Annotated in this window: 16 protein-coding genes; 6 read left to right on the top strand and 10 right to left on the bottom strand. The window is 75.5% G+C overall.

The window, feature by feature from the left end; genetic code table 11:
* Positions 1-237: 237 nt before the first annotated feature.
* From ACW69E_RS19250 to ACW69E_RS19225, 6 genes are all read right to left on the bottom strand, one after another.
* Positions 238-1,620, bottom strand: a complete 1,383-nt coding sequence (locus ACW69E_RS19250; protein ID WP_457499504.1) for a glutamine synthetase family protein — start codon at positions 1,618-1,620, stop codon at positions 238-240.
* On the bottom strand, positions 1,617-3,491 hold the full coding sequence (locus tag ACW69E_RS19245; protein ID WP_457499503.1) for an IucA/IucC family protein: 1,875 nt from the start codon (positions 3,489-3,491) through the stop codon (positions 1,617-1,619). Before ACW69E_RS19245 ends, ACW69E_RS19250 begins: the two co-directional genes overlap by 4 nt.
* Positions 3,488-4,924: a lysine N(6)-hydroxylase/L-ornithine N(5)-oxygenase family protein gene (locus ACW69E_RS19240; RefSeq protein WP_457499502.1), complete on the bottom strand. Its 1,437-nt coding sequence runs from the start codon at positions 4,922-4,924 to the stop codon at positions 3,488-3,490. The genes ACW69E_RS19245 and ACW69E_RS19240 overlap by 4 nt, the downstream gene beginning before the upstream one ends.
* Entirely contained in the window at positions 4,921-6,816 is a 1,896-nt protein-coding gene (locus ACW69E_RS19235; RefSeq protein WP_457499501.1) for an IucA/IucC family protein, read from the bottom strand. Before ACW69E_RS19235 ends, ACW69E_RS19240 begins: the two co-directional genes overlap by 4 nt.
* The gene (locus ACW69E_RS19230) at positions 6,813-8,342 is read right to left on the bottom strand and encodes a pyridoxal phosphate-dependent decarboxylase family protein (RefSeq protein WP_457499586.1); all 1,530 of its coding nucleotides are present in this window, start codon (positions 8,340-8,342) and stop codon (positions 6,813-6,815) included. The genes ACW69E_RS19235 and ACW69E_RS19230 overlap by 4 nt, the downstream gene beginning before the upstream one ends.
* 357 nt (positions 8,343-8,699) lie before the next feature.
* Positions 8,700-9,992 (bottom strand): type III PLP-dependent enzyme, encoded by a 1,293-nt coding sequence (locus tag ACW69E_RS19225; protein ID WP_457499500.1) that lies wholly within the window; start codon positions 9,990-9,992, stop codon positions 8,700-8,702.
* Between the two features lie 361 nt (positions 9,993-10,353).
* Between ACW69E_RS19225 and ACW69E_RS19220 the strand changes: the two genes are divergently transcribed.
* Positions 10,354-10,593: a hypothetical protein gene (locus ACW69E_RS19220; protein ID WP_457499499.1), complete on the top strand. Its 240-nt coding sequence runs from the start codon at positions 10,354-10,356 to the stop codon at positions 10,591-10,593.
* A 132-nt stretch (positions 10,594-10,725) separates the two neighbouring features.
* Positions 10,726-12,051, top strand: a complete 1,326-nt coding sequence (gdhA, locus tag ACW69E_RS19215) for an NADP-specific glutamate dehydrogenase (RefSeq protein ID WP_457499498.1) — start codon at positions 10,726-10,728, stop codon at positions 12,049-12,051.
* A 116-nt stretch (positions 12,052-12,167) separates the two neighbouring features.
* Here gdhA and ACW69E_RS19210 read toward each other — a convergent pair whose 3' ends face one another.
* Both ACW69E_RS19210 and ACW69E_RS19205 read right to left on the bottom strand, forming a co-directional pair.
* Positions 12,168-12,920 (bottom strand): sulfite exporter TauE/SafE family protein, encoded by a 753-nt coding sequence (locus ACW69E_RS19210; protein WP_457499497.1) that lies wholly within the window; start codon positions 12,918-12,920, stop codon positions 12,168-12,170.
* Complete coding sequence (locus ACW69E_RS19205) at positions 12,917-13,417, bottom strand: FBP domain-containing protein (RefSeq protein WP_457499496.1); 501 nt, start codon at positions 13,415-13,417, stop codon at positions 12,917-12,919. The genes ACW69E_RS19210 and ACW69E_RS19205 overlap by 4 nt, the downstream gene beginning before the upstream one ends.
* A 282-nt stretch (positions 13,418-13,699) precedes the next feature.
* Between ACW69E_RS19205 and ACW69E_RS19200 the strand changes: the two genes are divergently transcribed.
* Positions 13,700-15,007, top strand: coding sequence for a hypothetical protein (locus ACW69E_RS19200; protein ID WP_457499495.1), 1,308 nt, complete (start codon positions 13,700-13,702; stop codon positions 15,005-15,007).
* Between the two features lie 75 nt (positions 15,008-15,082).
* Here the strand turns inward: ACW69E_RS19200 and ACW69E_RS19195 are convergent, their stop codons facing one another.
* Both ACW69E_RS19195 and ACW69E_RS19190 read right to left on the bottom strand, forming a co-directional pair.
* Positions 15,083-17,167, bottom strand: a complete 2,085-nt coding sequence (locus tag ACW69E_RS19195; RefSeq protein WP_457499494.1) for a SpoIIE family protein phosphatase — start codon at positions 17,165-17,167, stop codon at positions 15,083-15,085.
* Positions 17,168-17,180: 13 nt separating this feature from the next.
* On the bottom strand, positions 17,181-18,347 hold the full coding sequence (locus tag ACW69E_RS19190; protein WP_457499493.1) for an acyl-CoA dehydrogenase family protein: 1,167 nt from the start codon (positions 18,345-18,347) through the stop codon (positions 17,181-17,183).
* Between the two features lie 595 nt (positions 18,348-18,942).
* Between ACW69E_RS19190 and ACW69E_RS19185 the strand changes: the two genes are divergently transcribed.
* The 3 genes from ACW69E_RS19185 (at position 18,943) to ACW69E_RS19175 (ending at position 21,841) form a co-directional block, all read left to right on the top strand.
* Entirely contained in the window at positions 18,943-20,484 is a 1,542-nt protein-coding gene (locus tag ACW69E_RS19185; protein ID WP_457499585.1) for a hypothetical protein, read from the top strand.
* A 162-nt stretch (positions 20,485-20,646) separates the two neighbouring features.
* Positions 20,647-21,231, top strand: a complete 585-nt coding sequence (locus tag ACW69E_RS19180) for a potassium channel family protein (protein ID WP_101256108.1) — start codon at positions 20,647-20,649, stop codon at positions 21,229-21,231.
* Positions 21,232-21,436: 205 nt separating this feature from the next.
* A complete protein-coding gene (locus tag ACW69E_RS19175) occupies positions 21,437-21,841 on the top strand; it encodes a VOC family protein (protein WP_457499492.1) in 405 nt (134 codons plus the stop codon).
* The last annotated feature ends 32 nt before the right edge of the window (positions 21,842-21,873 follow it).

Raw genomic sequence — 21,873 nt, 5'->3', positions numbered from 1 at the left:
GATCCCCCCGGATCCGGCGATGTGCTCGGTCGCCGTCCGCTTCTCCCGGAGGTCGGCGGACCGCCCCGCCGGACCTCTCCCCATCGGCCGGCGGCCGCGAAGGCGCGGACGTGCGGTCAGACTGTAACGACCCGTCGTGGTGCCTGTTGTGCTTTCTGTGGAATCTTCCCCGGCCGCCCTGTCCGGGGAAGCATCGAGAGACGTGTCGTCCGGCAGGCCTCGTGGCGTCGCTGGGCGTCACAGCCGTTCGAAGCCGCGGACGCGCTCCCAGTCGGTGACCGCGCGTTCGAAGGCGGACAGCTCCGCGCGGGCGGCCCGCGCGTAGTGGGCGACGGTCTCCTTGCCGAAGAGTTCGGCCGCGATGCCGCTGTTCTCCCAGCGGTGCAGGGCCTCGGTGAGGGTGGCGGGCAGGCGGGGGACGGACGGGTCGGCCAGGGCGTTGGCGGTGTGCTCCGGCGGCAGGGTCAGGCGGTTGTCGATGCCGTACAGCCCGGCGGCGACGGCGGCGGCGACGGCCAGATACGGGTTGGCGTCGCCGCCGGGGACGCGGTGCTCGATGCGCAGGGAGGGCCCCGAGCCCACCACCCGTATCGGGCAGGTGCGGTTGTCGCGGCCCCAGGCGACGCCCGTCGGGGCGAACGCGCCGGGCTGGAGGCGCTTGTAGGAGTTGACGTTGGGCGCCATCAGCAGGGCCAGGTCGGGCAGGCAGGCGAGCTGACCGGCGACGAAGTGCCGCATCAGCTCCGACATGCCGTCCCCGGCGGACGGGTCGGCCAGCACGGGTGTGCCGTCGGCGCCGCGCAGGGAGAGGTGGACGTGGCAGGAGTTGCCCTCGCCCTCGTCGAACTTCGGCATGAAGGTGAGCGAGGCGCCCTCGGCGGCGGCGATCCGCTTGGCGCCGTCCTTGAACAGGACGTGGTTGTCGCAGGTGGCCATCGCCTCGTCGTAGCGGAAGACGATCTCGTACTGGCCCGGGTGGCACTCCCCGCGCGCGGTCTCCATCCGCAGCCCGGCGCGCGTCATCGCGCGGCGGATGCGGCGGGCGACCGGCTCGACCTCCTCCAGGCCCTGGAGGGAGTAGTCGGTGTTGTAGCGGGCGGCGGGGCGCAGGCCGGTGTAGCGGCGCTCCCACGCCTCGCGGTAGGAGGCGGTGAAGACGAGGAACTCCAGCTCGGTGCCGGCGTACGCGGTCAGGCCGCGGGCGGCCAGCCGGTCGAGCTGGGCGCGCAGGACGTGGCGGGGGGCGACGGCGACGGGCTCGCGCTCGTGGCTGTGCTCGAGGCCGCTGCCGGGCCACACCGCGTCGGCCAGTACGAGGGCGGTGCCCTCGTCCCAGGGCAGGACGGTGCGCAGGGTGGCCGGGTCGGGGCGCAGGACGAAGTCGCCGAAGCCGCTGTCCCAGGCGTCGATGGCGTAGCCGGGGCCGGTGTCCATCTCCACGTCGGTGGCGAGCAGGTAGACGCAGGCGCCGAAACCGTCGCGCGCGGCCTCCTGAAGGAAGTAGGGCACGGACAGGCGGCTGCCCATCAGCCGCCCCTGGAGGTCGGGTACGGCGACGACCACCTCCTCCACGCGTCCCGCCTCGGCCTCGGCGCGCAGCCGCTCGTACGGGTCGGTCAACTGGGCTCCTCGGTGGAAGCGGCGGGTGCGGCTGCCGCGGACGGTTCGGTGAGGGGCTTCGCGTCGGCCAGGGGGTTGGGGACGGTGCCGTGGACGACGTCGAAGCCCTCGTCGCGTTCGGCGCGGTCGTGGAAGCCGCCGCCCAGCAGCTGCTCGCGGTTGAGGGCGACCCGGTCGAAGGACGGGGCGAGCAGGTCGAACTCCTCGAACCGGTCGGCGAGTTCGGGAAAGCGGGCGTGGTAGCGGCCGACCTCGGCGCGCACCAGGGACCAGAAGTCCGCCTCGGGGACGCCCAGATGCTCCTCCACCAGGGGCGCCAGGAAACGGAAGTGGCCGGCGAAGACGGCGCTCAGCAGCGAGTGCGCCAGCTCGTGCGCCGGCCAGCGCAGCAGTACGGCGTCGGCGCGCTGTGGCAGCCCGGCGTACTCGGGACGGCGGCCGGGGAGCAGGTTGACGTCCTCGGCGAAGTCCTTGAGCGCGATGCCGACGGGCACCTCGCGGGCGTCGTGGAGGAGCACGGTGTTCTCGCCGTGCGGGCAGAAGGCGATGCCGTGGCGGTACAGGCAGTGCAGCAGCCCCGGCAGCAGGGCGGCCAGGAAGCGGGCCAGCCAGGTACGCGGGGGCAGGGCGGAACGTTCCACCAGTTCGGCCACCAGCGCCCTGCCGTCCGAGCCGGTCTTGAGCAGGGCGGCCATCGTGCGGGCTCTCTCGCCCTCGCGCAGCAGGGCGGTCACCGGCTCGCGCCACACCGCGCCCAGCAGTTCGTGGTAGCGGTAGGGGGCGTCGGTCACCGACTCGTACAGCGGGTGGTGCACGGCGACGGAGGCCACCTCGCCCAGGGGGTGGAAGCGCAGTTCGTCGCGGAGGTAGGGGTCGCCGTCGCGTATGGTGTGCAGCCAGGCGCTGACGTCGGGCGCGGCCTTGGTCGGTTCGGTGGAGAGCCCGCGCCACACCAGGGTGTTGCGGATCAGCAGGGGCACCTTGACGTTGCGGCGGCCGGGGTGGTCGAGGTTGGCGAGGGTGCGGATCGACTGCAGGGGCCGGTAGCGGTCCGGGCCCTCGCCGAGGGGGACGATCCGGCCGTCGGCGAGGTAGGGGGCGAAGAGGGTGGCCACGGCCTCGTCCCAGTGGAAGGGGTGGACCGGCAGCCAGACGAAGTCGCCCGGGGAGTGGGGGCCCTGGGCGCAGGCCTCGGCGAGAGAGGCGGCGAAACGTTCGCGCACGGCCGCGTCCAGCTCCTGCTCCAGCAGCGCGTCCGCGTCCAGGCCCGGTGCGCCCGGATACCCCGAATACGAGGCCAGGGTGGTGTGGACGGCCGCCCAGCGCAGCCGCACCTCGCCGGCCGCCTCGGGGGCGTAGGCGGCGGCGTCGGAGGCGGAGAAGCCCAGGCGGCCCTTGTTGAGCAGCATGCAGGGGTGGCCGTCCTGGTGGGACTCCAGCTCCAGGTGGTCCAGGTCGGCCAGTTCGGCGGCGGGTAGGTCGCGGGATATGACGTGGGCCTCGGCGCGGCGGGTCGCGGTCAGCTCGCGCAGCACCTCGGCGGTGGTCGGGCCGTCCCAGCCCAGCACCGAGCGGGCGTCGAGCAGCAGCCGCTCCGGGCCGGCCTCCTCACCCTCCTCCTCTCCCGTGACGCCGCCGGGCGCGGGCCGGCGGCGCAGGGTGCCGGGGACCAGGCGCCAGGAACCGAAGGAGCCGCGGGCGGCGCGGAACGTCCAGCACACCCCGCCGCCCAGGTCCAGCCGGTACGCGTCGGGGGAGGCGGCGGGGTCGGGTTCGGGGACGAGCAACTCCTCGTAGGCGAACTCCTCGACGGCCCTGGTCAGCAGTCTGCGCCCGGCCTCCCGCCAGGCTTCGCGGGGGACGGTGCTCACCGGGCCGCCTCCCCGGCACGTGCCCCGGCCTCGCGCGCCCCGGGCTCGCGCGCCCCGGTCTCGGGCGCGCCGAAGGTCGTCCAGGCCGCCCGTTCGGGCACGGGCAGTACGGTGCGCCCGGCGGCGGAGTTGAGGATCACCGCCGCCCGCCAGGCCCCGAGGGTCAGGTCGGGCGCGCCCACGCCGTGGGTGTGCATCTCGGCGTTCTGCACGTACAGCGCGCCGGTGACGCTCTCGTCGAGCGCGACGCGGTAGTCGCCGCCGACGCGGTAGCGGCCGCGCGCGTCCCAGTCGACGAGCTTGTCCAGCGGGTCCAGGCAGGCCGGGCGCACGGCGGCGTAGCCGGTGGCCGCGACGACCGCCGAGGTGCGCACCTCGAACTCCGTGCCCTGCCCGGTGTGGCGGCAGCCCAGCACGTAGCCGCGGCCCCCGGAGTCCTCCACGGGGCGCACGGCGGTGATCTCCACGCCCGGATGGAGGTCCGCGCGCGGCCGGCCGCCGCCGATGGTCCGCTCGTACAGCTCGTCGTGGATCTCGCCGAGGGTCTGCTCGCTGACACCCTTGTAGAGCTGCCACTGCTCGCGCACCAGCCGGTCGCGGACGGCCTCGGGCAGGGTGCGGAAGTAGCGCACGTAGTCCGGGGTGAAGTGCTCCAGACCGATCTTGGAGTACTCCATGGGCGCGAACGCCGGGGTGCGCGCCAGCCAGCGCACGTACGGGCCGCCGCGCCCCTCGCCGTCCTGGTGCCGCAGCAGGTCGAGCACGACCTCCGCGCCGGACTGCCCCGCCCCGACCACCGTCACGTCGTCCCTGCCGGCGAGGGCGGCGCGGTGGGTGCGGTAGTCGGCGCTGTGCAGTACGCGCCCGGCGTGCGCGGGCGCGAGCAGGGGGCGCATGGGCTCGGGCACGACCGGGGTGGTGCCGACGCCGAGCACGACCCGCCGGGCCAGTACGCGCTCCTCCCGGCCGCCGTCCCGGCCCCCGCCGGAAGGCGCGCCGGAGGGCCGGTGGGTGACGGCGAACGCCTCGGCCGAGGCGTCCCACTCCACCGCCGTCACCTCCGCGCCGAAGCGGCACGAGGGCAGGCGCTCGGCGACCCAGCGGCAGTAGTGGTCGTACTCGCGGCGCGGGATGTGGAAGCGCTCGGAGAAGAAGAACGGGAACAGCCGCCCGTGCTCGCGCAGGTAGTTCAGATACGACCAGCGGCTGGTGGGGTCGGCCATCGTCACCAGGTCGGCCATGAAGGGAACCTGCAGGACGGTGCCCTCCAGCAGCAGGCCGGGGTGCCAGGAGAAGGCGGGACGGCGGTCCAGGAAGAGGGTGTCCAGCCCCGGCACGCCGTCGCAGAGCGCGGCCAGGGAGAGGTTGAACGGGCCGATGCCGACGCCGACGAGGTCGTACACGCCGTGCGGCGGGGTGGAGTGGTCGGTCACCGCTGTGCCTCCGCGAGGGGGTTGGGAAGGTCGATGTAGACGGACTGGGTGTGGACGTCGCCGACCAGCTCGTCGAGCCCGTCCACACAGGTGAGGAAGTTGGCCTTGCAGCGCAGCGTGGGCGCGTCCAGCAGCGTCTCCAGCAGACCCTTGGCGCCGGGCTCGGCGGCGCGCAGCCGCTCCAGCGCGCCGCGCAGCACGCGCAGCAGGCGCTCCTCGCGGGCCAGGCCGAACGAGCCGAACGCGCCCACCAGGCCCAGCAGGTTGCTGATCCCCAGGTAGTAGGCGACGCGCTCGTCGACGAAGGAGTCCTCGAAGACCAGCTCCACCCCCTCGTACAGGCCCGGCACCAGCCGCTCCAAGGAGGCGGCGCGGGAGGCGGCGACGTAGTAGCCCTGGCTGTCGCGGTAGCGGCCCGCCACCGGCAGCCCGTCGGCGCCCAGCGCCACCAGGGTGTTCTGGTGGTGCGGCTCCAGCGCGATCCCGTGGTGGGCCTGGAGGCGGATCAGGGGGACGGCCAGCACGTCGAGGTAGCGCAGCAGCCAGCGCTCGGAGGCCTCGGCGGCGGAGACGCCGTGGGCGCGGGCGGCCCGCTCCACGGCCTCGCACAGCGCGGAGCGGTACGGCGGCGGGGAGCCGTCGCCGGGGCCGGTGCGCTCGGCCAGCAGACCGGCCACGCACAGCGCCTCGCCGGCCCCGCCTCCGGTCCCGCTCCCGCTCCCGCCCCGGAAGGGGTTGTCCCGTATCGCCGTCTCCAGGCCCGTCTCCGGGCCCGCTTCCGGGGCGTCACCACCACTCCCCTCGCCGTGGCCCACCGACACCCAGGCGAAGTCGCGCAGGATGCCGAACTCCGGGTGCTCGGCGCGCAGCCACCCGCCCGGCCCGGGGCGGTCCGGCGATCCGGCGGTCAGCAGCCGCGCGGCCCGTACCCCCAGCCGCAGCTCCCCGCGGAGGTTGTTGCGGCGGGAGTTGGTGATCCGCATGCCGAGCGACAGCTTCAGCATCGCCTCCGCGTCCGGCCGGTGCACCGTCCGCAGCGAGGAGGTGGGATACCAGGCGGGACCGGCCGGCCCCAGCGGGCGCAGCAGCCCGGCCTCCAGCAGCGCGGCGGTCTCCGGGCGGCGTACGGCCTCGCGGGCCTGCCAGGGGTGGGCGGGCACCGGCACCATGCCGGCGGGCACCTCCACACCCGCCGCCAGGGACCGCAGCAGCTCGGCGACAGGGCGGCCGTCCGCGCTCTCGCCGACCACCGCGTCCGGGTGCGCGGCGAACCAGTGCAGGGGGAAGGAGCCGCGCAACTCCGGCGAGTAAGCCTCCAGCTCGGCGTCCGAGGCCTCCCCCCGGCTCTTGGGCGCGGGGTGGAGGGGATGGCCCAGCAGCAGTGCCTGCTCGGCGTCCAGGAAGGGGGTCGGACCCGCCGTGCCCGGGGCCTCCGCGCGGCGCCGGGCCAGATGGACGGCGGTGCGGCGGGCCGAGTCCAGCACCCGGGCCACCGCGTCGCCTCCGTCCAGGAGGGAGCGGCCGCGCCGCAGCGCGTACTCCCGGACCAGACCCGCCGCCGCCAGCGCGATGTCGGCCGGCAGGCTGCCGCCCTGCTCGGAGGTGACCACGCGCACCTCGCCGAAGCGGTGCCAGCCGGTCGCGGACCGGTAGCGCACCGGGACGCGCAGCGTCATCCTGCTCAGCGGCAGCACCAGATGCAGCGACTGCCCGGCGGCCGGCACCTCGGTGCCGGTCTCGCGGACGTACGCGCGCAGCAGCCGCTCGGCCGCGGCGGCGCCGGCGGCGCGCTGCGGGTCGGGGTGGTCGAGCGGGTCGGGACCGTGCGGGCCGGTGCCGTGCGGGCGGCCGTCGGGCGCGGACGGGTTTCCGCCCAGCGGGTCCGGGCTCACAGGGACTCCTCCCCGGCCTGTGCGTCGGTGCGTTCCCCGGCCCGCTCCTCCGCCAGGCCCGCCTCGGCGACCGCGTCCAGCAGCCGCTCGACGTCGGCGGGCGTCGCGTGCGGGTTGAGCAGGGTGAGCTTCAGCCGCACCCGGCCCGGCCCCTCGCCCGGCAGTTCGGTGCGGCCGACGACCGCGCGGCCCTCGCGCAGCAGCCTGCGCCGCAGGGCGGCGTTGATCCGGTCCGTCCGTTGGGGATCGGTCCGTTCGGAACCGTCGTGCCCGCGCGGCACGTAGCGGAAGAGGAACGCCGTCAGCACCGGATCGGCGTGCAGCTCCAGCCGGGGGCGGGCGCGCACCGCCGCCGCCCCGGCCAGCGCGAGGTCGTGGCAGGCGTCCACCAGCCGGCCCAGCCCCTCGCGGCCCAGGGTGCGCAGGGTGACGGCGATGGAGAAGCCGTCCGCGCGGCGGGTGGTGCGCAGCGACAGGCCGAGCAGGCTGGGGTAGCCGGCCTCCTCGTCGTCGCGCGGGTTGAGGTAGACCGCGCGGCGGGCCAGCGAGGCGTAGGTCTGCGCGCGCCGGACGAGGAAGACGCCCGCCGCGACCGGCTGCCAGCCCAGCTTGTGCCAGTCCAGCGAGACGGAGTCGGCCAGCTCGACGCCGTCCAGCAGCGGGGCCAGCCGGTCCGACAGCAGCGCGCCGCCGCCGTAGGCCGCGTCCACGTGGAACCAGGCGCCGTACTCGGCGGCCAGGCGCGCGCACTCGGGCAGCGGGTCGACCGTGCCGGTGTCGGTCGTCCCGGCGGTGGCGACGACGGCGACGGGCAGCTCGCCGGCCTCCGCGCACCGCCTCAGGGCGCCGGCCAGCGCGCCGGGGTCCATGCGCTGGGCGTGGTCGATGCCGACGGGCACCACCGCGTCCTCGCCCAGGCCCAGCAGCGCGGCGGCGCGCTGTACGGAGAAGTGCGCGGCGGCGGAGGTGAACACGCGGGGGCGCGGGCCGGTGCGCGGCACACCCTCCAGTTCGACCTGCCGCCCCGACGAGCGCCCCAGCACCCGGTCGCGGGCCAGCATCAGGCCCATCAGGTTGGACTCGGTGCCGCCGGAGGTCAGCACCCCGGCGGCCTCCTCGCCGTACCCCACCAGCCCGGCCAGCTCCGCCAGCAGCAGCGTCTCCAGGGTGGTGGCGGCCGGCGCCTGGTCCCAGGAGTCCTGCGAGGGGTTGAGGGCGGAGACGGCCAGGTCGGCGGCGACGGCGACGGCAAGCGGCGGGCAGTGCAGATGGGCCGCGCACAGCGGGTCGGCCGGGTCGGCGCTGCCGTACGCCAGCAGGGAGGTCAGCCGGGGCAGGGCCGCCGCGCCGCGGGCTGCCGCGTACTCCCCGGCGACGCGCGCGGCCAGCTCGCCGGGTTCGAGCGCCGGTACGGGGCCGCCGCGCCGGGCCGCGCCCTCCTCCAGCGCCGCGAGCGCGGCGCGCAGCAGCGGCTCCAGGGCGCCGGGGCCGTCCACGGAGCCGGACAGCGGGGCGGCGCCGGACAGGGCGGAGGTGCCGGGCGGCGGGGCGGTGCCGGGCGGTTCCGTACCGGTGTGGGCGGCGGACGCCAGCAGCCCGTCGACGAGTGCGCGCAGCGCCTCGGCCCGGCCGCCGCCGTCCCGGGCACCCGGTACGCCCGGCGCCGGGGAGCCCGCCTCCGCCGCGCGGACGCGGCCCGTCACGCCGGCCGCCCGGTGGGCGCGGCGGCGGAGCCGGGGGCCGCGGGGCCGGCGGCCCCGGTGGCCGGTGTCGGAGGTGCGGTGGGCACGGTCATGGCGTTCTCGCTCCGTTACTGCGTCGCTCCGTCGGGAGGAAGGCGTCGGCGGTACGGCCCGGCGGCCGTCTCGGGGGGTGGTCGGTGGTCACAGCAGGTGGCGTTCCGCGACGGGATGGCCGAGGAAGCCGTGCATCGCGAACTCCCAGCCGTAGGAACCCGCGTAGGGGAAAACGACCAGATCCCCCGCTCGGACTCGGTCCACCCGCACATCGCGCAGCAGGGTGTCCTCCGGAGTGCACAGCTCGCCGACCACGGTGACGCGCGTACCGGCCGCCTCCGGGCGCGGCAGGCCGTCGGGCCAGCGGTCGACGGGCAGGACGGCGATGTTGTGCACCAGGTCCCAGGAGGTGGGGAGCTGGAAGTGGTTGATGCCGCCGCGCAGCACGGCGAAGGCGGTGCCGTAGCTGTGCTTGACGTCGGTGACCTCGGCCGCGTACCAGCCGCAGTCGGCCACCAGGAAGCGGCCCGGTTCCAGGACCACCCGCACGCCCGGCGGCGGCTCGCACTCCGCGACCAGCTCGCCGAAGCGGGCGACGTCGAAGGGCCGCTCGCCCGCGAGCTCCTCGAAGGCCACGCCTATGCCGCCGCCGACGTCGACCATGCGCAGGTCCACGCCGTGCCCGCGGGCGGTCGCCGCGCTCCATTCCACGCAACGGCGCAGGTGGGCGGCCTGGGACTCGGCGTCGAGGTTGTTGGAGGCGGCGTGGATGTGGAAGCCGGTGACATCCAGTCCCGGCAGCCGCAGCGCCTGCTCCAGCACCCCGGGCACGTCGGGCTCGGGCACCCCGAACTGCGACGGCCGCCCGCCCATGCGCAGCGACCCCGAGGCCGGAGCGGCGGTGGTACCGGCAGCCGGGTTGACGCGCAGCGCCACCCGGGCGGTGGTGCCCTCGGCGACGGCGATACGGCTGACGCGGTGCAGCTCCAGCAGGCTCTCGGCGTTGATCGCCTCGACCCCGGCGCGCACCAGGGCGGTCAGCACGGGCACGGACTTGGCGGGCCCGGCGGCGACGACGGGGGCCGGGGAGGCGGGGGAGTCCGGCGTACCTCCGGGACCGTCCCGCTCCCGCAGGGCGGCCAGGGCCAGCTCCAGTTCGGTGCGGGAGGCGACCTCGAAGCCGTCCACGTACGGGGCCAGCGCCCGTACGACACCGGGGAAGGAGTTGGCCTTCACCGCGTAGTGGACGGCCGCCCACTCGGGCAGCGCGGCGCGCAGCTCGCGGGCGCGCGCGGCGGCGGCCCGGCCGTCGTAGAGGTAGGCGGAGACTGGCGTCTCGCCCTCCGCCAGTTCCAGCAGGCGCCGGCGGACCGGCTCGGGCAGGATGTCGGCGGGGTAGGCGGAACGCGGGGCGGCGGAGGGCGGGAGAACGATGGACACGGGCTCTACCTCGCTGGGTGCGGCACGGTCGGGGAGGCGGTGCGGTCGTCCGGTGCGCGGCGTCAGCCGCCGTCGGAAGCGCTCACGTCCCCTCCCTCCGGGTGCTTGCCCGGGCCGCCTGAGCGGCCGTCAAATTAGGTGAGGCTAACCTAATGGTTTCCCTCTGCTCGTCCAAGAGCGCCGCGCGGCGCACGGGCGCTCGTACCCCGCTTCCCGCGCGGGCGCCCGCGCACGCGCGCCAAAGACGCCGAAGACTTCGAATCCCTTACCAGCCGGAGCGTTTGTAGTCCTGGGCGGCGGTCACCGGTCGGCGCCGAGAAGGATGCGGAGCAGGGCGTGATACGCGTCATACAGTGCGTCCATGGCCAGGACGAGGATCGGCGTCGGCCTGGACGGCGAGCATGCCGAGCGCGTCAGAGCCCATGCCGAGCGTACGGGCATGGGCATCTCCGCCCATCTGGTCAACGCCGCCGCACGGCAGATGGCGGAGACCGAGGCCATGGAGGCCCGGTTCTCCCGCGCCGTCCCGTTTTCCGGCCGCCGGGCCGGGGTACCCGGGGCACCCCGGGAGGAATCCGCGGCCGAGGCGTGTCACGCTTGAAGTCCGCCACGTCGACGAAGACGCCGAGCACCCGATCTCCATGGGGGTGCTCGGCGTCATGCGTTTCACGGGTTCCGCAGGGGTCAGCGGAACCGGCGGAACAAACAGGAGCCGCACCTTCTAGGAGTACGCGTGATCGAGAAGATCTACGACCGGATACTGCACCGCAATCCCGGCGAGAAGGAGTTCCACCAGGCCGTGTGGGAGGTCCTGGAATCCCTCGAACCGGTCTTCGCCCGGCGCCCCGAGCTGCTGGACGAATCTCTCATCGAGCGCCTGTGCGAGCCTGAGCGGCAGATCATCTTCCGCGTCCCGTGGAGCGACGACTCCGGGAGGACCCACGTCAACCGCGGTTTCCGGGTGGAGTTCAACAGCGCCCTCGGCCCGTACAAGGGCGGTCTGCGCTTCCACCCGTCCGTCAACCTGGGGGTCATCAAGTTCCTGGGCTTCGAGCAGACCTTCAAGAACGCCCTGACCGGCATGCCGATCGGCGGGGGCAAGGGCGGCAGCGACTTCGACCCCAAGGGCAAGTCGGACGCGGAGGTCATGCGCTTCTGCCAGTCCTTCATGACCGAGCTGTACCGCCACCTGGGTGAGTACACGGACATCCCGGCGGGCGACATCGGGGTCGGCGGCCGCGAGATCGGCTACCTCTTCGGCCAGTACCGCCGGATCACCAACCGCTGGGAGGCCGGCGTCCTGACCGGCAAGGGCGTCCTGTGGGGCGGGTCGCAGGCCCGTACCGAGGCCACCGGCTACGGCCTGGTCGTCTTCACCGAGGAGATGCTCAAGACGCGCGGCGAGACCCTGGAGGGCAAGCGCGTGGTCGTCTCCGGCTCCGGCAACGTGGCCATCTACGCCATGGAGAAGGCGCGGCAACTCGGCGCCGTCCCGATCGCCTGCTCCGACTCCGGCGGCTACGTCGTCGCGGAGAAGGGCATCGATCTGGAACTGCTGAAGCAGGTCAAGCTCGACGAGCGCGGCCGGCTGTCCGAGTACGCCGAGCGCGGCGGGGCGCGCTTCGTCCCCGGCGGCCGGGTCTGGGAGGTGCCGTGCGAGGTGGCGCTGCCCTCGGCCACCCAGAACGAGCTGGACGAGAAGGACGCCGCGACACTGGTGCGCAACGGCGTGCAGGCGGTCGGGGAGGGCGCGAACATGCCCACCACCCCGGGGGGCGTGCGCGTGCTGCGCGAGGCCGACGTGCTGTTCGGCCCCGGCAAGGCGGCCAACGCCGGCGGCGTGGCCACCAGCGCCCTGGAGATGCAGCAGAACGCCTCGCGCGACTCGTGGACCTTCGAGCACACCGAGGCCCGGCTGACCGAGATCATGCGGCACATCCACAACCTCTGCCACACCACCGCCGAGCGCTACGACCGCCCCGGCGACTACGTGGCCGGCGCCAACATCGCCGGCTTCGAGCTGGTGGAGCAGGGCATGGTGGCGCAGGGCCTGATCTAGCCGGTACGCCGGACACGGTGGGTGCGCCGGGCGCCGGGGGCGGCGGAGGAACGGTTCGCCGCCCCCGGCGCCCGTGCCGTTCCGCCCCGCCGCCGGGCGCCTCGCAACCGGCGGGGCTACAGCAGGGCACCCATGGCGGCGAGCAGTACGGAGGCGGCGACGACCGCGCCGTTGACCGCCGCCAGGCGGGCCGGGGGGACGCGGCGGGCCAGCCGGGTGCCCGCCAGCAGCCCGGCGAGCTGCGGCGGCAGGCACACCGCCGCCAGCAGCAGCGCGTCCGTGACCTGCGCGTTGTCGCCGACGGCGAGGAACGTGGCGACCCGCACCACGGCCGCCACCAGCAGGACGCGCGTCACCACGGTCCTGAGGTCGTGCGGGGTCAGGACGCGCTGGAGGTGGACGACCAGCGGCGGCCCGCCGATGCCGGTGAGGCCGCCGACGAATCCGGCCAGCAGACCGGCCGCCCCGTCACGGGCGTCCAGCGGCCGGGACTCGCGGACCGGGCCCCGCCGCCCGGCGTCCACCACCGCCGCCAGGCCGGCGAGCACCGCCAGCACCAGGGCGGTGGCGGCCACGGCCTCGGGCACGCGGGTCAGGGCCACCACCCCGGCGGCCGTCCCCGCCGCCATGAACGCGCCGGTCAGCAGGCCCTCCCGGCCCCGGCGGACGCTCCGGTCCGCGGTGGTGAGCGCCGCGCCGGAGGTGGCGTCCAGGACCCCGGAGGCGGCCACCGCGGTCGGCTGGCCGAACAGCAGCGACGCCACCGGGACGAACAGCGTCGCGGGCCCGAAGCCGGTGAGGCCCTTGAGGCCGTGGGCGACCGCGGCCAGGAGGGCGACGGCCGCGAGCTGCTCCGGGCCGATGCTCACGCGTGGAGCCGGTCGAGGAAGGCCAGGAGGTTGGCCCTGGTGCGCTCCGCCTGCTCCTTGACCGTCAGCGACTCCTCCAGGCGTCCGCCGCCGTCGGGGATCCTCCTGCCGCGCACGTACAGCGAGCAGGCCAGGTCGGCGCACATGTACAGCCCGACCGAGTCGCCCTCGCGCCCTGCCCGGCCGGCCTTGGGCGCGGCCATCAGGGCCACTCCGTCGGCCGGGTGCGTGGTCAGGCACAGCGAGCACATGCCCCCGCCGGGGCGGGCGCGGCCCGGCTGCCGGGCGGGGGAGCGGAGCGCCACGCCCGTGAGCAGGCCGCCGCGTTCGACGACGACACAGCAGCGGTCGGGGGCGGCGGGGTCGCGCCAGCCGAGGAAGTCCAGGTCGTCCCAAGGCTGTTCGGTCAGGTCGCGCGGCAGCGCCATGCGTTTGGCCTCGCCCTTGGAGCAGTTGACGAACGACGCGCGGATGTCCTTCTCGGTCACGGGCCTCATGGCGGGCAGCCAACCACCCGCGGGGAATCCCAGGCAAAAGGTTAACGCTCACGGGGCACCCGGCGTTGGCGCGGTCCGGTACCGCAGGCGGGCACCGGACGCGGGCACCGCGCGGATGCCGGCTGACGTCTGAGGGCTGACGGTGCGTCACGGAGGCCGCGGAGCGGGGTGGGCGGGACGGCGGGCGTGCGCGTGTCTGAACGGCTAAAGGTCCGAAATGATCCAGAATGATGGAAAGTGCTCCATGTTGACCATAGTTGTCCCGTTGCCGAGGAGCGTGGCATGCATGTTCGCGAAGGGCTCCCCGACCAGCCCACCCGCGTCGGCCGCATCGACTGGCCCAAGGAAGGCGACAACGGTACGCACCTGCGCCTGAGGAGCGGGCACGTCGTCGTCTTCGACCGGCAGCCCTGGCGGATCCTGGAGATCGACGAGTACCGGGACCACCCCTGGCCGCTCTCCTACGAGCAGGCCTGGCGCGAGCACCTCGAACTGTGGCGGCACTCGGAGGACCTGCGCCGGATGAACGGGCGGCTGAACGCGCAGCCCCCCGAGCGGGCCGACTTCTACAAGCGGCCCGTGGTGCTGGTCCTGCGCAACGAGAACTACCCGCGCTCCGCGCCCAAGCACTGGTGCGCGCCCATCAGCCACGGCTGGCAGGTCCTGCCGGAGCACTACGCGGTCTGCCGCACCTGCGGCGAACTGCCGCCCTGCGGCAACGGGGAGTACCGCGGGGAGATCGGCCCCCGCGCGGCCGCGCAGAAGGAGGGCGCGGGCCTGTGCGTGCCGGCGGGCTGCTGCATCGGCTGCGCGGAACCCATCAAGCCCCGGATGCGGACGGTGCGCTTCCCCGGCCCCAACCTCTGGTATCCCGACCTGGGCGAGGGCAGCGCGGTCTTCCACGCCCGCACCGCCTGCGCCGACCAGGTCGAGTGCTACCGGCTGCAGTGGAAGGCCGAGCACGTGCCCACCGCGCCGCAGCCGACGGCACCGCTGTGGTCCCCGGGCACCGCCGAGAACGTACTGCCGCCGCAGACCCGGCTCTCGCCGGACGCGTCGAGGTCCGCCGGGGGGTGGAACACCGCTCCGGCGGCCGGCGGCAGCGGTGCGGGTGCGACGGTGGCCGCCCCCGCGGGTGCCGCGGCGCCCGCGGCGCCCGCGGCGCCCGCGGCACCCGCCGCGCCGGAGACGGCGGGGGCGTCGGCGGCGCCCTCCGTGCCCGCCGCGTCCCGGGCGGAACCCCAGGCCGCGCCCGCTCAGCCGGCCCAGGCTCCGCAGCCCCCCCGGCCCGCGGAACCGGCGCCCGCCCCCGCGCCCGAGCCCGTACCGCTGGTCCCGGCGACCCCGGCGACCCCGGCGGCCTCGACCCCGCCGGCGGCGGCGTCCGAGGCGCCCGCCGTGCCGCCCGCCGAGGAGCTGGACGCGATGCGCCGGCTCACCGAGGACCTCAGCAGCTCCCTGTCCGGGTCCGCCGACCGTCCCGCCTTCCACGACGCCGAGCAGGCCGCCCGGGTGATCGAGGAGCTCACCGCCGCGGTCCGCAACATCGCCCTGTGCCTGAACGGCACCAACCTCCGCACCCGCCCCTGAACACCCGCCCCTGAGCGCGGGCTCCCCGGAGGCGGGCCCGCCGGAGACGGGCCCGCCGGAGACGGGCGGCGGCGCTCAGCCCAGGCGGCTGAGCGCGAGGACGGCCAGGTCGTCGCGGAGCCGCTCGCCCCACCAGGAGTGGGCGTCCTCCAGCAGAGCCGCCACCACGCGGTCGGCAGGGCGCCCGTCGGCGGGCGCCGACGGGCGCCCGGCGAGCAGGGAGGCGAGGTCCTCGGGCTCGCGGCGGTCCTCCGCCCCGGCGCCCTCGGTGAAGCCGTCGGTGTAGAAGACCAGGGTCTCGCCCGGCCGCAGCTCCACCTCGGTCACCGGGTGGTGCAGCTCGTCCAGGACGCCCAGCAGCGGGCCGCGCACCTCCAGCGGCACGGCACGCCCGTCGGCGCGGCGCAGCAGCGGGGCGGGGTGCCCGGCGGAGGCTATGCGGACACGGCCGGCGCCCGAGGGGTCCGCCGGATCGGAGGGCGGCTCCAGAACGGCGTAGGCGAGGGTGCAGAAGGGGGTGTTCTGGCGCCGCAGCGCGTTGTTGACCAGGCCCAGTACGTGCTCGGGGTCGGTGGTGTGCTGAGCCGCCGCCCACAGGGTGTGGCGGACCAGGCCGGTGATGGCGGCGGCGCCGGGCCCCTTGCCGCAGACGTCGCCCAGGGCCAGGACGTACCGGCCGTCGGGGGCGGTGAAGGCGTCGTAGAAGTCCCCGCCGATGTGCAGGCCGCTGCCGAAGGGGTGGTAGCGGGCGGCGAGGTCAAAACCGGGCAGCTCGGGCAGGCGGGGCGGGAGCAGCGGGCGCTCCAGGGCCTGGGTGGTGGCGCGCAGCCGGTGCAGCAGGCGGTCCCGCTGGATGCCGACGGCCACCTGGTCGGCGATGTTCTCCAGGATGGAGAGAGTGGAGCCGGGCAGGGCCAGCCGGGTGCTCAGGGTCAGCACGCCGATCAGTTCCCCGCCGGAGACCAGTGGGTAGCCGGCGAAGGACCCCGCCGGGCGGCCGGACCCGGCGCGCCGGCCGTCGGGGGGTGTGAGGTCCAGATGGGGGCGCCCGCGGTCGATGATCCGCCCGACCAGTTCCTCGTCCGTGTGCTCGGGGTGGAGGCGGTCGGCGGTGGTGGTGCGGTCGACGTCGGCGCAGGCGGCGGGCTCGGGTCTGCCGGACGGCGTCAGGGTCCACAGGCAGGCGCGGTCGGCGCCCAGCCGGTCCGCGGTGGCCCGTACGCAGCGGTGCAGGCGCTCGGCCAGCGGCCCGGAGGCCGTCATGGCGGCGGCGACCTCCGCGCTGAGCAGGGCGTGGCCGGTGCGCTCGGCGAGTTTGCGCTGCGCGTGCAGGCGGTCGGTGACGTCCTCGGCGAGCACCAGGACGCGTTCGCGGCCCCCGGAGTCCGTCACCTTCTGGGGGGCTATGCGCATGGCCTGCGAGATGCCGTCGGACCTGGTGCGCTCGAAGACCACGTCGGGGCCGGGCGCGGACTGCTCCCGGGCGGTGGCCAGGTGCTGCCGCAGCGTGGCGCGGGCGTCCGGCGGGAACAGGTCGGCCAGCGGACGGCGGAGCGAGCCGTGGTCGTCCAGCTCCAGGACGTCCGCGGCCCGGTGGTTCCAGGCGAGCACCGCGCCGTCGTCGTCCAGCATGAGCGCGCCGATCGGGGCCTGGGTGAGGAACTCGCCCAGCAGCCGCTCCCCCAGCTGCCGGCCCATCACCGTGCCGCTGACGAGCTGCCGCTGGGCGGCGGCCCGTACCGCGGTCTCGGCGCGCCGCCGGGTCACGCCCTCCAGCAGTTCGCGGGCCGTCTGCGGCAGCAGGCCGGCCTGCGCGTCCGGGATCCGGCGCACGAGGTCGGCGGAGAAGAGTATCGGCAGCGTGGTGAGCCGGGAGTCGGTGGCGGAGGTGGCGACCACCACCGCCGCCAGGTCCGCCGGATGGGGGCGCAGTGCGTGGATCAGGCCGACCGGGGCCGGCACCTGCCGGCCCACCACGGCCACGGCGGGCCGGCGTCCGCCGGGCGTCCCATCGGTGTGCGCCAGGACGCTCGTGGCCGTGACGTGGACCAGTTCGGCCTCCTGGCCGGGCGCGGCCCCCTCGCCGAACGCGGCCTCGAAGTCCTCCGCGGTCTCGGGGAGGACGTCCACCAGCAGGATGCGGGTTCTCTCTGCGGACATCGTCGGTACCCCGTCAGCCTTCCAGCAGCGGTTCGTCCAGCAGCGCCTTGCCGGCCCACACCCGCAGCACGTCGGTGACAGGGGCCATCACATGGGCGGCACGGGCGTCGCGCAGCATCCGCTGCAGCGGTGAGTCGGTCCCGTAGCCGATCCCGCCGACCAGGGTCAGGGCGTCGTTCACGGTCGCCTCGGCCGCGTCGGCGACCTCGGCCTTGGCCGAGGCCAGTCCCGGCAGGGCCTCGGGGCCGCCGAGCTCCGCCTCGGCGGCGGCCTGGTAGATCAGCCGCCGGGTGCGCTCCACCCGGGCCCACATCGTGCCCAGCCGGTGCTGCACGACCTGATTGCCGGCCAGGGTGTGGCCCGCGCGCGTGCGCCGCCGCATCAGGTGGGCGCGGGTCTCCTCCAGGGCGGCCGCGGCGACACCCAGGTAGGTGCCGGACATGGCCATCAGGAAGTAGGGGGCGACGACGTTGAACATGTACCAGATCTCGTCGCCCTCCCGTCCCAGCAGGCACTCGGCGGGGATCTCCACACCGGGCAGCTCCAGGCCGCGCGAGGCGTTGCCCCGCATGCCGAACCCCTGCCACTCGGGGCCCCACTCCAGGCCGGACGTGCCGGCGTCGACGACCGTGCAGGAGAACTGGCCGGGCGGCGTCCTCGGCCCCACGGCGATGGTGGACAGGACGTAGGAGTCGGCGTGGCCGCCGTTGGTGACGAAGCTCTTGGAACCGGTCAGCCGCAGCCGGTCGCCGCCGGGGTGCTCCACGCGCTCCATGCGCGTCTGCGGCAGCCAGAACTCGCCGCCCGTCCCGGGCTCCGACAGGGCCAGGGTCGTCAGGTGCTCCCCGGCGGCGATGGGCTCCAGGTACCGCTCCCGCTGGACGGTGTCGGCCTGGGCGGCGATCACCGCCGAGCCGACCAGGTGCATGCCGAAGCAGATGGACGTCGAGGCGCAGGCCTGGCCCGTCACCTCGCCGACCTGCGCCACGGCCAGCAGCCCGTGCCCCATGCCGCCGGAGTGCTCGGGCACCACCAGCCCGCCCAGCCGGGCCAGCAGGGCCGCCATGCCCTCCTTCGGCCACCGCTGCTCCGTGTCGACCGTCGCCGCCTGCGGGGCCAGGACCTCCTCGGAGATCTCCCGGGCGACGGACACCGCGGTCCCCAGTTCGATCCGCACCACCGCTGTACTCCGCTTCCTCGTAAGAACCCGGTCGACAGCATCGGCGGGCGTCACGGTTTCCGGCATCATTGCCGGACGGCAACGGTGCCGTAGCCTACTTGAGACATCTTCCGTATCGGGAGGCCAGGACTCCGGCGGGCCCGCGCCCGCCCCGCGGCCCGCCCGGCACCCCGCCCCGCGGGCCCGTCCGGCGGCCGTCCGCGCCCTGTCCGCAGCAGGTGGCGCCGGTGCGTACGTGCGGACGAACGCCCAGGTCAGTGGCTTTCCCCCACCTCTTCCGTGCCCATTCCCGGGGTGGTGCGGGCCGCCGCCTCCTCCGTGCCCGGGGGCCCGCCGGAGGCGGCAGACCACGCATATGGGGCGTGCGTCACAGCGCACGGCTCCTCCCGTGCGCCCCCTCCTCTCCGCCGGGCCGGCCCGTACCCGTCCGCACCCGTACCCGTCCGCACCCGTAGGCCGGCTGCCGTAGGGCCGTCGTCCGATCGGTGCGGCCGCCGCGCGGGCGCGCGCCGCCCCGGCCGGCGCGCTGGTACAACGGCGGGCGGGGGGCAGACCGCAGGCCGCAGGACGACCGGGTGGAGGCCTCGTGAACGCCATGCCGGGCAGGACGCCGGGCAGAGCACCGACCTTCGGCCGCACTGTGCCGGTCCCCGGCGGGCTCCTCGCCCCCGGGGGAATCAAAGGCCTCGCAGCCGTCGGCACCGGCGCCACGGCCGCGGCGCCGGGCTCGCCGAGCGCCCTGCGGCGGGAGGCCCGCAAGCTGGCGGCCGTCTGCTTCCTGCTGGCGCTGTCCGCCGCCCTCCTGGTGCCGCTCACCCTGCCGCTCGGCTGGGACGAGACGGTCTACGCCAGCCGCTTCTCCCCCTACGGCCCCCCGACCCCCTTCAGCGCCCCGCGCACCCGCGGCGTGCCCCTGCTGCTGTCCCCGGTCGCCTCCTGGAGCGACTCGGTGGTGCTGCTGCGCGTCTGGCTGCTGGCGCTGTCGAGCGCCGCGCTCTACCTGGGCTTCCGCCCCTGGCTGCGGGTGGTGCCCCGGCCGTCGGCGGTATGGGTGGCGGCGGCGCTGTACGGCTCGCTGTGGACGGCGCTGTTCTACGCGGGCGCCGCCATGCCCAACCACTGCACGGCGATGGGCGCGCTCGCGGCGGCGGGCTGCTTCGCGGGACGCGGGCCCGGCCGCGGCGCGCGGTACGCGGGGCTGGCCGCCGGGCTGGCCGTGGCGACCCTGATGCGGCCCAACGAGGGCGCGGCCGCCGCGGCCCCCCTGCTGCTGGCCGCCGTCGCGGTGCCCGCCTGGCGCGGTCGGGGCAGGATCTGGGCCGTCGCCGCGGGCGTCGCGGCGGGCGCGCTGCCGTGGCTGGTGGAGGCGCGGCTGCGGTTCGGCGGTGTGGCACAGCGGCTCGCCGAGGCGAGCGAGGTACAGGGCGGCATGCGGCCGGTGCTGTCGGTGGCCGACCACCTCACCTCGCTGGACGGCCCGCTGCTGTGCCGCCCCTGCACGGGCGACGGCGTGGGGTGGGCGGCGGCCGCCTGGTGGCCGCTGCTGGCGCTGCTCGCCGCGCTGGGGCTGGTCGCGGCCCGCCGCACCCGTACGCCGTGGGGCATGGCGGGCACGGGGGACGCGGCACCTCTGTGGCTGGCCGCGGCCACGGCCGGCTCGCTCATGGCGCAGTACTTCTTCCTGCTGCCCTACGCCGCTCCGCGCTTCCTGCTGCCCGGTTACGCACTGCTGGCCGTACCCGCCGCCCTCGGCCTGCTCCACCTGGCGGACCGGGCCCGCCGCTCGGTTCCGGTGGCCGCCGTACTCACCGTGGTGCTGGCGGGCCACCTGTCCGTCCAGGCCGGTCTGGCGCACACCCACGCGGGCATCCAGGAGCAGGCGCGCGAGGACTGGCGGCGCATCGCGGCAGTGCTCCACGCGCACGGCGTACGCGCCCCGTGCGCGGTCACGGGAAACGACTCGGCGATCCCCGTCGCACACGCCGCGGGCTGCGTCAGAACGGACCCGCGCGCCCCCGAGCGCTCCGACGCGGTGGTCATGCGCCGGGCGGCCCCGCCGTCCTGGGCACGCGACTGGCCGCGCCACCCGGTGCCGGACACCTACAAAAGCGGCTGGACGGTATCGGTCCGCCCCTGACGCCGTGGGCGGCCCGGCGGCCGGTCCCGGCACGAGCCCGAGCGCCATCCGCCCGACCGCCCGACCGCCCGACCGGCTGTCCGCCTGTCCCCCTGTCCGCTGAAGTCCCCTCATGCCCGCCGGAGCCCTCGCGGGCCGCGACCGAACCACCGGGAGACGCGCATGCCGCCACCCGACCCGCCCCACCGGCCGCCTCCGGACAGCTGGGAGGGCGTCCGCGACGCCCGCTCCGCCCACGGCGTGCCGGCGGTGATCGCGGCGGTGCGGCTGGCCTTCATCACCGCCGCCCTCCTGACCGCGTACTACCTGCTGCCCGTGGACAAGGAGTTCACCGGCGGCACGGCCGTCATCCTCGTCCTGGGACTGCTCGCCGTCCTCGCCCTGTTCCTCTGGGAGATCCGCGAGATCGAGCACTCGCCCCGCCCGATCCTGCGGGCGGCCGAGGCGCTGGTGAGCGTGCTGCTGCTGTTCCTGCTGCTCTTCGCGACCGTCTACCACCTCCTGGAGAGGGCCGAGCCCGGCAGCTTCAACGAGCCCCTCACCCGCACCGACGCCCTGTACTTCGCGCTCACGACGTTCGCCACCGTCGGGTACGGCGACATCACCGCACGCTCCCAGCCGGCCCGGATCATCGTGATGGTCCAGATGACCGGCGGCCTGCTGCTGGTGGGCGTCGCGGCCCGGCTCGTGGTCGACACGGTCAAGTCGGCGCTGCGCCGCCAGGCGCCCTCCGAGCCGGAGGCGTGAACCGCGCGTCGTACGCCGTCTCGCCGCCGTTCCGCCCGGCCTACGGCACCCGGCCTACGGCACCCGGCCTACGGCGCCCCGCCGGGCTCCTCGTTCCGGGGACGCAGGACCGGCGGCCGATGCCCGCCGCGCTCCCGGCCGATAGCGTGGCGGAAGCTCCTGACCGTCAACCACCGCCCCGCTGAGGCCCGTTGAGGAGACCGCCGTGCGCGTCATCGCCTTCGATCACCTGGTGCTCAACGTCGAGGATGTCGAACGGTCCCTCGACTTCTACTGCGGCCCGCTGGGCCTGGAACCGGTGCGTGTGGAGGAGTGGCGCGCCGGGAAGGCACCGTTCCCGTCGGTGCGGGTGAGCGACACGACCATCATCGATCTCGTAGCCGGCCCCCGCGACGGCTCCAACGTGGACCACATCTGCCTGGTCGTCGAACCGCTGGACTGGCAGGAGGTCATGGACTCCGGCACCCTCACCGTGGTGGACGGCCCCGGTCCCCGCTTCGGCGCGCGCGGCACCGCCCAGTCCGTCTACATCCTCGACCCGGACGGCAACACCGTCGAACTGCGCTGGTATCCCCAGGACCGCTCCCCGGAGGGTCCCCGGGACGCCTGACAGGGGCGGGGCCGCCCTGCCATCCTGGACGC

The organism is Streptomyces sp. SS8 (genome assembly GCF_054072955.1).
This window is presented reverse-complemented; position numbering and strand designations above follow the sequence as displayed.